Consider the following 13,280-nt stretch of genomic DNA (forward strand, 5'->3'; position numbering starts at 1 on the left):
GGAGCGCCCCGCTACGCCACCCCACCCTGCCGCGCACCCATCATCGAGCGCGACAGGCGGCTGGCCGTGGAAAGAATGGCTTCTTTATGGCCGAGCAGCACCGCTTCGTTCAAGCGCGAGATCGGGCCCGAGATGCAGATGGCGCCCAGCAGGGTCCAATTGATGCCATAGACCGGCGCCGAAATGCTGGATACTTCCGCGTCGCGCTCCCCCAGCGAAATCATGTAGCCGGCGCGCCGCACGGCCTCGTACTCTTCGCCCGCTTCGCCTGAAAACGCCAACAGCACGCGGCCCGGGCTGCCCAGGTTCAGCGGCAATGCCGCGCCCACGCGCACGTGATGGCGGATGGACTTCGGCCCTTCCACGCGCGCCATGCAGATGCGCTGATTGCCCTCGCGCACGTAGAACGTTGCGCTTTCTCCGGTTGCGCCCGACAGCTCTCGCAGTACGGGCTGCACCAGTTCCTGCACGTTGAAGGTGGCCTGATAGCAGGCGCCCAGCCAACCGGCTGCCCGCGCCAAACGCCACGTGCCATCCGAACGCTGCGCCAGGTAGTCGTCCATGGCCAAGGTGCGCGCCAGGCGCAACACCGTGGACCGGTGGCAGCCCGTGCGGCGGCTTAGTTCCGCCAGCGACAGGTGCGCGTCGTCAATGCCGAACGCTTCCAGGATGCGCATTGCCCGCCTGACCGCGACCACGCCTTCTTCGGGCGCATCGTCCTCGGGGGCATCGTCTTCGGTGACGCGTGCGTCTTTCATGACTTCATCCGTCGCGGCTTCCCGCTTGGTTTTATCCACTTTGCCGCCTTTCTTGCTGCCGCTTTTGCTGTCTTTGGTATCAACCATGGTACGCAACATGTTTCGCTGTACGAACCTGGATTGTATTAGGCGGAACACGATCGCACAATGCGCGGATCAAAACAACGACTGGAGACAAACCATGAAAGTCATTGCGCGCGTGCTGTCTGGCTTGGCGCTTGTTTGCGTGGCGGGGTTGAGCGCCGCCCAGGGCTACCCCGACAAACCCATCCGCCTGATCGTCCCTTTCCCCCCCGGCGGCGGCACGGATGTGCTGGCCCGCGAAGCGGCGCTGAAGGTGGCAAAAAATACCGGCTGGAACATCGTCACCGAGAACCGCCCGGGTTCCGGCGGAAACATCGGCGTGGACAACGTGGCCAAGTCGGCGCCCGACGGCTATTCGCTGGTGCTGGGCCAGACCAGCAACCTGGCCATCAACCCCACGCTGTACGCCAAGCTGCCCTACGACCCCGAGAAAGACCTGACCGCCATAGGCCTGATCGCCGACGCGCCGCTGGTGTTGGTGGTGCCGGCCAATTCCCCGCTGAAATCGTTCGACGACATGATCGCGGCCGCCCGGGCCAAGCCGGAATTGCTGACCTACGCAAGCTCGGGCAACGGCACCGTGGCGCACCTGGCCGCCGTGCAATTGCAGAATGCGGCGGGCATCAAGCTCACCCACATCCCGTACAAGGGCGCGGCCCAAGCGTCCAACGATTTGATCGGCGGGCAGATCGACATGTACCTGTCGTCGGTGCCCACGCTGATCGGCCACATCCGCAACGGCAAGATGCGCGCCCTGGCGGTGACGGCTGCGCAACGCGCGTCCGATCTGCCTGACGTGCCCACCATCGCCGAACGCGGCTATCCCGGGTTTGAAGCCGTGACCTGGTTCGGCCTGGCCGCGCCGGCCGGCGTGCCCAAGGAAATCGTGCAGCGCCTGAATGCGGAATTCAACAAGGCTTTGCAGACCTCGGACCTGAGCCAGAAGTATCAGGAACAGGGCGCGCGCGTGCTGACCGGCACGCCCGAGGACTTCGCCAAGCTGATCCACGACGACCGCATCCGCTGGGGCAAGATCGTGAAGGATTCCGGCGCCCGCGTCGAGTAAGCCCGCATGTCCGTGCCCTACCCCTACTCTGCCGGGCTGACGCCCGCAGCCGTGGCCGTTCCCGACGGCGCCTGCGATTGCCACATCCACGCCTACGATGCGCGCTACCCCGCCGCGCCAGGCGCGCGGCTGTTGCCGCCCGACGCGACGATGCAGCAGTACCGCACCATCCAGGGCAGGCTGGGCACGCAGCGCGCGGTGTTGGTAACGCCGTCGACCTATGGCGCGGACAACCGAAGCATGCTGTCGGCCCTGGCCGAACTGGGTGGGCAAGCGCGCGGCGTGGCCGTCATCGACGGCTTGGAGACCGACGCGCAACTGCAAGCGCTGCATGCGGCGGGCGTGCGTGGCATTCGGTTCAACCTGTCGCTGGGCGTGGTGAATGCCGTTGCGCAGATCGGACCATTGGCCGCGCGCGTGGCGCCGCTGGGCTGGCATGTCCAGCTACTGATGCCGCCAGACCAACTGGTGCAGATCAGCGATGTGCTGGCGCGCCTGCCCACCCCGCTGGTCTTTGACCACATGGCGCGCATTGCGCCGAACCAGGCTGGCGCGCACCCGGCCCACGCCCTGGTCCTGCAATGGCTGGGCGCGGGCCGCGCCTGGGTGAAGCTGTCGGGCGGCTACCTCGTCAGTGAGCAACGCTCGGTCCAAGACCCCGCGCTTGACGGCCTGGCCCGCTCCTTCATCGACGCCAATCCCGATCGCGTGATCTGGGGCAGCGACTGGCCGCACGCCTCGGCATCGGCCGGCATGCAGCCCATGCCCGATGACGCGCAACAGCTTGAGCGACTGGCCGACTGGACCCAAACGGACACAACGCTGCGCCGCGTCCTTGTGCATAACCCGGCGGCCCTCTACGGCTTTCCGGCATGAAAAAAATATTCAGGAGACAACCATGACACTGACTGATACCCCCTCGCTTGCGCGCCGCCGTTTCCTGGCGCTGAGCGCCACCCTGGCCGCCGGCGCCGCGTTCGGCGTGCGCGCCGCGCAAGACTGGCCCGCCGGCCAGACCATTACCTGGGTCGTGCCTTACCCGGCCGGCGGCAGCACCGACGTGCTGGGACGCGCGGTGGCCCAACAACTGGACGCGCTGCTGGCCACGCGCGTCATCGTCGACAACCGGCCCGGCGCCACGGGCACCATCGGTGCCGCGCGTGTGGCGCGCGCCGCGCCTGATGGCCTCACGCTGCTGGGCACCTCGATCGGGCCGCAGGCCATCGCCCCCCATGTGATGGGCAAGCTGACCTATGACCCGGTGGCCGACTTCGCGCCCGTCATCATGATCGGCACCATTGCCCACTTGTTGGTCGTGGGGGCTGCCCAGCCCTACCGGTCCGTGGCCGATCTACTCGCCGCCGCGAAGGCCGCGCCGCAAGGCCTGGCCTATGCCTCGGGCGGCACCGGCACCATCCTGCACATGCAGGGCGAATTGCTGCAACAGAAAACCGGCGCGCGCTTTCTGCACGTGCCCTACAAGGGCGACACGCCCGCGCTGCAAGACACGCTTGCGGGCCAGGTGCAGTTTGCTTTTCTGCCGGCAGCCGCCGCGCTGCCGCATGTGCAGTCGGGCGCGCTGCGCGCACTGGCGGCCACCTCCGCGCAGCGCCTGCCGGTTCTGCCTGATGTGCCGACCATGCAGGAGGCCGGCATTCCAGACTTCGTGGCCGAGCAATGGCAGGCCGTCTTCGCGCCGGCCGGCACGCCCGCGCCCGTGATCGAACGGCTGAACACCAGCATCGGCAAGGCGCTGCAAAGCCCTGCCTTGACGGAACTGGCGCAGCAGTTGGGCATCACGCTGGGCGGCGGCACGCCGCAGGCGCTGGACCAAACCCGCAAGGCCGACTTCCAGAAGTGGGGCAAGGTCATTCGCGATTCCGGCATCCAGCCCACCTGACAAATTCCCATCCCCCCATTCTTTACACAGGAGCCGTCATGGCAAACCAGGACATCATCAAAGACTTTCCCCGCGTCGACGCCGATGTCGTGCGCCGCGCCGCGCAATTGCAACCCGCCATCCTCGCCGATGTGGCCGGCCGACGCGGCGCGCTGCATGGCCGGATCCGACCGCTGGACCCCGGCATGAAGCTGGCCGGCCCCGCGTTTACCGTTGAAGTGCGGCCCGGCGACAACCTGATGATTCACGCCGCGATCTCGCTGGCCAAGCCCGGCGACGTGCTGGTGATCGATGGCAAGGGTGACCTGAGCGCCGCGCTGATGGGCACCATCATGATGAACGCCTGCCGTCAGTTGGGACTGGCCGGCGTGGTGATCGATGGCGCGGCGCGCGACACCACTGAAATCATCGAGATGGGCTACCCGGTGTTCGCGGCCGGCGCCAACCCCAATGGCCCCACCAAGAACGTGCCCGGCCGCATCGGCCATCCCGTGTCGGTAGGCGGCGTCACCGTCAACGCCGGCGACTTCATCATCGGCGACGCCGACGGCCTGGTGGTCGTGGAACGCGAAAAAATCGAAGGCCTGCTGCCCGCCGCCGAAAAGAAAGTGCGCGACGAAGCCGCCCGCATCGCCGCCATCCAGGCCGGCGACACCGAAGCCAAATGGCTGACGGCCGCCCTGCGCAGCGCCGGCGTGTTGAAGGAAGGAGAGTCGCTGTGAACCCCTCAGCCGCCCCGAAACCGGCGCTACTCGTCACCGCCGCCGACCTGGCCCCCGAGGCCCTGGCGCTGTTGGAGGGCTTCAACATCGTCTATGCGGGCAAGACACCCACCGAAGACGACATCGTTGCGCTGTGCCGCCAGCACGACCCCGTGGCCATCATCGTGCGCTACAGCATGGTCGGCGCCGCCGCGATGGACGCCGCGCCGTCCTTGCGCGTGATCTCCAAACACGGCAGCGGCACCGACACCATCGACAAGGCCGCCGCCACGCAACGCGGCATCGAAGTCATTGCGGCGGCGGGCGCCAATGCCGCCGCCGTGGCCGAACAAGCGCTGGCGCTGCTGTTGGGCTGCGCCAAGTCGCTGGTGACGCTGGACGCGCGCATGCGCGACGGTCATTGGGACAAGTCCACGCACAAGAGCCTGGAGCTGGACGGCAAGACCATCGGCTTGATCGGGCTGGGCGCCATCGGCCGGCGCTTCGCGGCAATGGCGCACGGCATGAACATGCGCGTCATTGGCCATGATCCCTATGCGCAAAACCTGCCCGCCTACATCGACGCCGTGCCCTTGCAACAGCTCTGGCGGGACGCCGACGCCATCTCGCTGCATTGCCCGCTAACGGATGAGAACCGTGGCCTGATCAACGCCGACACGCTGGCGCAGTGCCGGCCCGGCGTCATCCTGGTGAACACCGCCCGAGGCGGTCTGGTGGACGAAGGCGCGCTGCTGGCCGCCGTGCGTTCCGGCCAGGTGGCCGCCGCCGGCCTGGACAGCTTTGCGGTCGAACCCATGACAGCGGGCCATCCGTTTCAGCAGGAACCGCGCATCATCCTCAGCCCCCACATCGGCGGCGTAACCCGCGCCGCCTACGTCAACATGGGCGTGGCGGCGGCGCGCAATGTGCTGGCGGTGTTGGCCACGACGACCAGCGATTGAGCCGCGCCAATCTATAAAAAGAACTTCGGAGGAAGACAAATGACGTTTCTTACCCACCCCTATACGCGCCGCAAGACCGTGGCATTGATCCTGGCCTTCGCCGCCCCGCTGCTGGGTGCGTCCGTCTCGCACGCGGCCGACGCCTGGCCCAACCGGCCGGTGCGCATCGTGGTGCCCTACGGGCCGGGCGGCGCGGTCGATGTGGCTACGCGCAAGATGGCGCAGATGCTGTCCAGCCAGACCGGACAGAGCTTCGTCGTGGAAAACAAACCCGGCGCCACCGGCACCATCGGCGTGAGCCAGGTCGCGCGCGCAACGCCCGACGGCTACACGCTGGTGGCCAACGACACCACGTATTCCTTGCTGCCGTACATCTTCAAGAAGCTGCCGTTTGATCCGGCGGAAGATCTACAGCCGGTCTCGGCCTTCGTCTTTGCGCCCATGGCCTTGGCCGTCTCGGCCGACAGCAGCAGCCACACACTGGGCGACCTGATCGCGCAAGCCCGCGCCAAACCCAACATGATCACGTACGGATCGGGCGGGCCAGGCACCACCCCGCATTTCGCGGCCGAAGCGTTGGGCTTGGCGACCGGCGTGAAGTTCATGCACGTGCCGTTCAAGGGCGCGGCCGAAGCCACTCAAGCCGTGCTGGGCAAGGTGATCGATTTTCAGTTTGCGTCCACCACCGGCGTCATGGGACCGGTGCAAGGCGGTCAATTGAAGCTCTTGGCCGTCAGCGGCAACAAGCGCCTGCCGGTGTTGCCCGACGTGCCCACCTTTGCCGAAGCGGGCGTGAAGGACTTTGGCGTGGTCAACTGGACCGGCCTGTGGGTGCCGAAGGGCACGCCCCCGGAGGTCACCGAGCGTCTCCAACGTGAGATCGCCACGGCCATGGCCTCGGAAGAGATGAAAACGTTTGCCACCAAGATGGGCGCGGAGCCGCGCGCCGCCGACGCCACGGAGTTCCGCGGCATCCTTGCCGATAGCGGCCAAATGTGGGGCAAGGTGGTCCGCAGCATCGGTTTCGACGCCAAGTAAATCAGGAGGATTCGCCATGTTCTGCTTGCACGCCCCCGAAGTCGTTGACTTTCAAGTCTGGTCGACCATGCCCGATCACTTGCGGCGCCCCCGGCGCAGTGCTTGGGCAGACGCCAACCGGGGCGGCATGCCGGTCGACTCCTTTCTTGAAGGGCCGGTCTTTGATGAGTCCGGCAACCTGTACGTCACGGACATTCCCTGGGGCCGCGTCTTCCGGATAACGCCAGACCGCGAATGGTCCTTGGTAGCCGAGTACGACGGCGAACCCAACGGCATGAAGTTTCTGGACGCCGGCCGCCTGCTCATCACCGACTACAAGAACGGGCTGATGACGCTGGACATCGCGACCGGCGCCGTCACGCCCTATCTTGAACGCCGCAACAGCGAACGCTTCAAGGGCGTCAATGACCTGATCTTCGACACACAGGGCAACCTGTACTTCACCGACCAGGGCCAAAGCGGGCTGCATGATCCCAGCGGCCGGCTGTACCGACTGCGGCCCAACGGCCAGCTAGACCAACTGCTGGGCAACGTGCCCAGCCCGAATGGCGTGGCCTTGTCCCCCGACGAGCGCGTGCTGTACCTGGCTGTCACGCGTGGCAACTGCGTGTGGCGCGTGCCCTTGCTGCCCGATGGCAGCGTCAGCAAGGTCAGCCAGTTTTTTACGTCCCATGGCCCCAGCGGCCCCGATGGCCTGGCCGTCGACACCGAAGGAAACCTGCTGGTCTGCAACCCAGGGCTGGGCTACGTCTGGCTGTTGAATCATCGCGCCGAACCCAGCATCGTCTGGCGCAGCGTCACGGGCGCGTCCACCACCAATCTTGCCTTTGGCGGCGAAGACAGGCGCACGCTGTTCTGCACGGAATCGACTAGCGGCTCGATCCTGTTCGCGTCCGCGCCGCACGCGGGCCTGGCCCTGGCGCGCAAGGCCTGACAGCGCCAAGCAAAAAACGCGTGGCCGCCGCGCGAATTGACAGTGTAAAACGACCGTTTTACATTGAACGCATGGATACCAAGACACAACTGATCTCCACGGCGGAACAGCTTTTCAACCGACACGGCTTCACGGCCACCGGCATGGACCGCTTGACCCAGGGCGCCGGCATGTCAAGCCGAACGCTCTACAAGCATGTCGGCAGCAAAACCGCGCTGATCGCCGCCGTGCTCACCGAGCGCGACAAACGCTTTTTTGCGCAGATCCAAGCGTCAAGCAGCGTCGACGCGATCTTCAAGGCACTGGAAAACTGGATGAAAACCGAGGACAACCTGGGTTGTCTGTTCTTGCGTGCCTACGCGGAAACCGGTGGCGACACGCCGGAAATTGCCGATGCGGTGTCCGCGCACAAGGCCGCCTTCTGGCGAAATATTCGGGAAGTCGTCTCGGCGGAAATCGGGGGCCGCAGCGATCCGGTGCTGGCCGAACAGATCCTGGTGTTGTTCGAGGGCGCGACAGCCGCCGCCATCTATCGCGGCGCAAAATCCGTGAAGGCCGCACGCTTGGCGGCCATCGCACTGGTTGAACGGGCACGGCCATGAGCCTTGCGCTGAGTCCCGCCGCGACGCTGGGCGCAATGGGCTTTGCGCTGATCGCCGTCTGCTATGGCTTTGCCCGCTTCGCCTTCGGCTTGTTCCTGCCGCAGGTCGACGCTGAGCTGTCTTTGTCGTCAACGTTAAGCGGCCTGATATCCGGTGGGGCTTTTCTGGGCTATTGCATCGCTATCGCGCTGTCGGCCTATCTGACCGAGCGCGTCGGCCCCCGCGCTGTCGCCATCGTCGCGGCCCTGATCGCGGCGGCGGGCATGGCCGGCATCGCCGCCGCGCCCTCGGCACCCTGGCTGGCGGGCGCGGTGATGCTGGCTGGATCCAGCACGGGACTGGCCTCGCCCCCCTTGGCCGCGGCCGTGACGGCAGCGGTCAAGCCGGACCGGCAGAACGCCACCAACACCGTCATCAACGCCGGGACGGGCGCGGGCGTGGTGCTGTCCGGCCCCGTGGCGCTGATGATGGGAGAGCAATGGCGCCTGGCTTACGCGGGCTTTGCGGTCGTGGCGGTCGGCCTGGCATTCGCCGCGGCGTTCACCCTGCCGCGAGGGCTCCAGAGGGCCACGACAAGCACCCAGGGCATGCCGTCGCTTACCAGCGCGCTCAGGCGCTTGATCGCCGCCGCCTTCCTGACCGGCGCGGCTAGCACCGCGATCTGGTCCTTCGGGGCGCAGCTTGTCGCGCTACGGCTCGACTGGAGCAGCGCGGGCGCGGGCCTGCTGTGGATCGCCATTGGAGCAGCCGGTATCGCGGGCGCGAGCGCAGGGCATCTGATTGCGCGCTTCGGCATGGACCGCGTCCACCACATATTCCTGGCGGCCATGGCGGCAGGCATTCTCATGATCGGCATCGCAGACACCTCGGCGGCCCTGACCCTGGGCGGCGGCCTTCTCTTTGGCGCGGCCTACATCATGCTTACCGGCGTCTATCTGCTATGGGGCGTCCGGGCGCTGCCCGACCGGCCCGCCACGGGCGTCACGATCGCCTTTCTGGCGCTCGCGGTCGGTCAGACAGCGGGTGCCGCCGTCTTCGGACTGTTGATGGCGCATCTGACGGCCAATTACGCGGTGGTTATTTTTGTCTGCCTTGCCCTGACGGCGGGGATCGCGCGGGCTGAAGAGGCAAGGCCACGACCGTGTGTGGCGGGGCGATAGCGGGCAGCGCGGGTTGATTGCTTGCTGCTGTTTCAGGTTGCCAGCCCCACAGGGCAGCCTCGTGCTCAGCGCTTTCAAGACGAAAGAATCTACAACATGACTTGCATGAGCCGCTGCTTTTTTCACTGAATCCGCGCCTTTCAACATTTGTTGAAAGGCGCACTTTCACTGAAATTAATGTGCAGTATCCAATCAGCCTTTCCCCTCGCAGCCCGCGTGTTAACGTAGCCGCCACCCCACAGCCCCACCCTACTCATGCAAAGCCGCTCCCTGCGCGCTTTCCTGGCGCTCCACCAATTCGGCACAGTGACCGCCGCTGCGCAGGCCGTGCATTTATCGCCGGCGGCCGTCAGCGTTCAGCTTCGGAACCTGGAAGAAGAACTGGGTGTCGAGCTATTCGTGCGCACCGGCCGCTCAATCCTGCTGAACGACCGCGCGCACCAGCTTTTGCCCCTTGCCCGGCGTGTCTTGGACCTGGAAAGCGAGATGGCGTCGCTGGGCAACTCCAGCCGTCTCAAGGGCAGGCTGGCGTTGGGCATCATCACCAGCACATTGAGTGGGGGCTTGCCGGATGTGCTCAAGCGCCTGGGGGCCGAACATCCTTCCCTGGAATTGCGCATCACCGCGAAACGGTCGCCAGACCTTGCGTTGCAGGTGGAAGCCGGCTTGCTGGATGCGGCGGTGATTTCGATGCCGCCGCCGCATTTCTCCACGACGCTTTGCTTTCACGAGCTGTATACCGAGCCCCTGGCGCTGGTCATGAGCGCCAAGCGTAATTTCACCAACGTCAAAGCCGCGTTGGAGGAATATCCCTATATTGCCTTCGACAAAACCACCTGGATCGGCAAGCAGATCGAGTCGTTCATTCAGGACAGCGGCGTCTCGGTCCGGCCCGCGATGGAGCTGGACTCGCATGACGCGGTGCTATCCATCGTGCGTCACGACATCGGCGTCACCGTCCTGCCCGTGCTGAAAGGCCCCGCGCGCAGCGACGGCGCGTTGAAGTTCATTGACCTGCCGGGCTTGTACCGCACCGTGTGCCTGGCCGTGCGGCACGCCAACAACGACAGCCGGACCACGCAGGTGCTGGTGAACTGCTTCCGGGAATTCGGGGAATCTTCTCCCCTGGCGAAATAGCCGTCGTGCTTGTCACCTCACGAGCATCGTATTTACCGATGCTCAGATGTAAAAAAATTAGCTTTTGATAAATCTCTCGCCTTCTTAGTATGGATCTTGGCATCGTGCATGGGCCGGATCACATCAAGCGGCCAGTGCCGTCGGAAGGAGGAGTTTTTGAACATCGTCGTGACTGAATTCATGGACGCGCCCGCGGTCGACCGACTGCGGGAAAAAGCAGACGTCACCTACGACCCGAAGCTGGTTGACGACCTGCCGCGCTTGTGTGAAGTGGCGGCTACTTGCGACGCCCTGATCGTGCGCAACCGCACGCAGGTGCGCGGCGAATTGCTGGCGTCGCTCAAACGGTGCAAGGTGGTGGGACGGCTGGGTGTTGGCCTGGACAACATCGACCTGGCCGGCTGCGAACAACAAGGCATACAGGTGTTTCCCGCCACCGGCGCCAACGCCAACAGCGTTGCCGAATACGTGATCGCGACCGCGATGGTGCTGCTGCGCGGTTCGTATGCATCCTCGGCGGCGGTCGCGGCAGGCGAATGGCCGCGCGACGCGCTGTCGAAGGGCCGAGAGATCTCGGGCAAGACCTTGGGCTTGCTGGGCTTTGGATCGATCGGGCAATTGACGGCGCGGCTGGCCAAGGCGCTGGGCATGGCTGTCGTTGCGTTTGACCCGGCGTTGGCGCATGACGACACGCTGTTCGCGAAGCTTGGTGTCGCGCCCGCCGCCTTGGACGACGTGCTTGCGCAGGCGGACGTGCTCAGCTTGCACATGCCGCTATTGGAATCGACGCGCAATTTGCTGGATGCAACGCGCATTCAAGCCATGCGGCCGGGCGCCATCCTGATCAACACCGCGCGTGGCGGCATTGTTGACGAGGCCGCCGTGGCAAGCGCCCTGCGCAGCGGACAGCTTGGCGGCGCCGCGCTGGACGTCTTCGACGTCGAGCCGCTTGCCCCGGCGCCGCACTTCCAGGGCTGCCCGAATCTTATTCTTACGCCTCACACAGCAGGCTTGACCACCGAATCCAACCAACGGGTAAGCAGTCTGGTTGCCGAGAAGGTGCTGGCTGCGCTGGCCTGATTTCGCAACACCGCATTGGCAACACCGACCTTGCAACACCATAAAAAAATACACGGACAGGAGACAAAATGATTATCAGAAGAATGTTGCTGGCCTCGGCCCTTGCGCTTGCCGCCATCGCCCCCGCCGCCCAAGTGCAAGCCCAGCCCCAAGCACCCGCCGCCGACTACCCCGCCAAAGGCAGCGTGTTGAAATACGTCGTGCCGTTCCCGCCCGGTGGATTGACCGACGTCATGGCTCGCCTGGTGGGCCAACAACTCGGCGAGCGCCTGGGCGTTACCGTGGGGGTGGAAAACCGCCCCGGCGCGGGCGCGATGATCGGCGCCGAGCAAGTGTCACGCGCGGCGCCCGATGGCAATACGCTGCTGGCCATCACCATGACGCATTCGGTGAACGCCACCTTGCTGCGCGACAGAAGTCGCTTCGACATCACCAAAGACCTGAAGCCCGTCGCGCTATTGGCCTCGACGCCGATACTGGTCGTGGTACCGGCCAACAGCAACATACGCACGCTGGACGAGCTGGCCAAGGCGGCGAAGGGCAAGGAATTGAACGCCGGATCCAGCGGCGTGGGCACGCCGTCGCACCTGTCCCTGGCCTTGTTCAACCAGATCAATGGCACCAACATTCTGCACATCCCCTATGCCGGCGGCGCGCCGTCACTGACGGACCTGATGGGCGGGCAGCTTGATGTGATCTTCAGCAACTACGCCGAGTCCCTGCCCTACGTGCAGTCGGGCAAGCTGCGCGCCATTGCCATTGCCAGCGCGGCGCGCAACCCGCAAGTGCCGAATGTGCCGACGTCCGCCGAGGCAGGCATGCCGAAGCTGAACGTCGAACAATGGACCGCCGTCATGCTGCCCGCTGCAACCCCGGACGCCATCGTTCAACGCCTGGGCAAGGAACTCGTCAGCATCATGGCGCGGCCTGAAGTGGCGGAAAAAACGCGCTCGCTAGGCTTTAGCGTCGATGCACGCGGGCCGGCGGAATTCGCGCCATTCTGGAACAGCGAAGTGCAACGTTGGCGCGCGCTGATCGAGTCGGCAAAGATCACCGCGCAATAGCATCCCTACGCGGGGACGAGCGGGCTTTTCGCGTAGACGCAGACCAAGATCGGATCGCGGGAAAAGGCCAACAAAGGCCCAGGCCGAAACAATGGCAACAATAAATTTCCAAGCCCGCTATTCGGCTTGACCCGGGTCCGGACGGCTACCCGTGGCTTTGACAGGGCCGCAGCGCTCGCCATTTCTCGGTTCCCACCGCGACCCTCCCGCCCAGGCAAGCACCGCCGACCCGGTGGGTTCGCGCCCACCCGGCCTGCGCCATGTTTCAGGCCACCATCCGGGTATTGCAGCGCCGTCCCAAATCAGTAGCATGCGCGGTCATCCGACTCAGCCCCTTCAAGGATCGACCCCATGATGCTGCCGCGACCGCGCGTTGCCCTTTCCGCCCTGACGCTTGCCCTGACCTTGTCGGGCTGCGTGCACGTGCCGGACTACAACGGCGAGGGCAGCATGGACGACCCACGCTATGCGCAACTGCTCGACCTGATCGGCGAGGCCTTGAAGGACGACATGGCCGTGGTGCTGGTGGCCGACGTGATGCCGCACGCCAGCTTGAACGACGCGGAGTCGATGACCAAGTGGACCGGCAACACGGTGTGGATGCACGAACAGCAGCCAAAGATCACCTTTGGCCGCAAGTTCCAGAACAATTCGCTGCAACGGGACAAGCAGGCCACCTACCTGTTCAAGGCTTTCGAAGTGCATATCCTGCCGCCCGGTAAATACCTGCTGACCGGCGGCGACGACTACAAGCTGAATGCCTTGCTGGACCAGGTGGGCGCGGGGGCCCCCCC

The 13,280-nt window shown here is 65.3% G+C and carries 13 protein-coding genes and 1 pseudogene; 13 read left to right on the forward strand and 1 reads right to left on the reverse strand.

Annotated elements, in window-relative coordinates; genetic code table 11:
* Positions 1–11: 11 nt before the first annotated feature.
* Positions 12–758 carry an IclR family transcriptional regulator gene (locus tag ACE04A_RS21480; protein ID WP_448716748.1) on the reverse strand — a complete coding sequence of 249 codons (747 nt, stop codon included), beginning with the start codon at positions 756–758 and terminating at the stop codon, positions 12–14.
* A 181-nt stretch (positions 759–939) separates the two neighbouring features.
* On the opposite strand from ACE04A_RS21480, the gene ACE04A_RS21485 reads away from it, so the two are divergent.
* The 13 genes and pseudogenes from ACE04A_RS21485 to ACE04A_RS21545 all read left to right on the forward strand — a co-directional run.
* Positions 940–1,908 carry a Bug family tripartite tricarboxylate transporter substrate binding protein gene (locus ACE04A_RS21485; RefSeq protein WP_259250011.1) on the forward strand — a complete coding sequence of 323 codons (969 nt, stop codon included), beginning with the start codon at positions 940–942 and terminating at the stop codon, positions 1,906–1,908.
* 6 nt (positions 1,909–1,914) lie between these two features.
* The gene (locus ACE04A_RS21490) at positions 1,915–2,784 is read left to right on the forward strand and encodes an amidohydrolase family protein (protein WP_448716345.1); all 870 of its coding nucleotides are present in this window, start codon (positions 1,915–1,917) and stop codon (positions 2,782–2,784) included.
* 22 nt (positions 2,785–2,806) lie between these two features.
* The gene (locus ACE04A_RS21495) at positions 2,807–3,808 is read left to right on the forward strand and encodes a Bug family tripartite tricarboxylate transporter substrate binding protein (RefSeq protein ID WP_485820501.1); all 1,002 of its coding nucleotides are present in this window, start codon (positions 2,807–2,809) and stop codon (positions 3,806–3,808) included.
* A gap of 38 nt (positions 3,809–3,846) precedes the next feature.
* Positions 3,847–4,530: an RraA family protein gene (locus tag ACE04A_RS21500; protein WP_100854582.1), complete on the forward strand. Its 684-nt coding sequence runs from the start codon at positions 3,847–3,849 to the stop codon at positions 4,528–4,530.
* Positions 4,527–5,471, forward strand: coding sequence for a hydroxyacid dehydrogenase (locus tag ACE04A_RS21505; RefSeq protein WP_448716347.1), 945 nt, complete (start codon positions 4,527–4,529; stop codon positions 5,469–5,471). The genes ACE04A_RS21500 and ACE04A_RS21505 overlap by 4 nt, the downstream gene beginning before the upstream one ends.
* 39 nt (positions 5,472–5,510) lie before the next feature.
* Complete coding sequence (locus ACE04A_RS21510) at positions 5,511–6,509, forward strand: Bug family tripartite tricarboxylate transporter substrate binding protein (RefSeq protein WP_448716349.1); 999 nt, start codon at positions 5,511–5,513, stop codon at positions 6,507–6,509.
* Between the two features lie 16 nt (positions 6,510–6,525).
* The gene (locus ACE04A_RS21515; RefSeq protein ID WP_259250025.1) at positions 6,526–7,443 is read left to right on the forward strand and encodes an SMP-30/gluconolactonase/LRE family protein; all 918 of its coding nucleotides are present in this window, start codon (positions 6,526–6,528) and stop codon (positions 7,441–7,443) included.
* A 20-nt stretch (positions 7,444–7,463) separates the two neighbouring features.
* Entirely contained in the window at positions 7,464–8,045 is a 582-nt protein-coding gene (locus ACE04A_RS21520) for a TetR/AcrR family transcriptional regulator (protein ID WP_448716350.1), read from the forward strand.
* Positions 8,042–9,205: an MFS transporter gene (locus ACE04A_RS21525; protein ID WP_448716351.1), complete on the forward strand. Its 1,164-nt coding sequence runs from the start codon at positions 8,042–8,044 to the stop codon at positions 9,203–9,205. The genes ACE04A_RS21520 and ACE04A_RS21525 overlap by 4 nt, the downstream gene beginning before the upstream one ends.
* Before the next feature lie 255 nt (positions 9,206–9,460).
* Positions 9,461–10,342 carry a LysR family transcriptional regulator gene (locus tag ACE04A_RS21530; RefSeq protein ID WP_391436999.1) on the forward strand — a complete coding sequence of 294 codons (882 nt, stop codon included), beginning with the start codon at positions 9,461–9,463 and terminating at the stop codon, positions 10,340–10,342.
* A gap of 156 nt (positions 10,343–10,498) precedes the next feature.
* Positions 10,499–11,422: a hydroxyacid dehydrogenase gene (locus tag ACE04A_RS21535; protein ID WP_448716353.1), complete on the forward strand. Its 924-nt coding sequence runs from the start codon at positions 10,499–10,501 to the stop codon at positions 11,420–11,422.
* A 68-nt stretch (positions 11,423–11,490) separates the two neighbouring features.
* Positions 11,491–12,486: a Bug family tripartite tricarboxylate transporter substrate binding protein gene (locus tag ACE04A_RS21540; protein WP_485820502.1), complete on the forward strand. Its 996-nt coding sequence runs from the start codon at positions 11,491–11,493 to the stop codon at positions 12,484–12,486.
* 351 nt (positions 12,487–12,837) lie between these two features.
* Positions 12,838–13,280: pseudogene (locus ACE04A_RS21545) on the forward strand (hypothetical protein); the annotation flags it as partial.

It is taken from the genome of Achromobacter colocynthidis, from assembly GCF_057334535.1.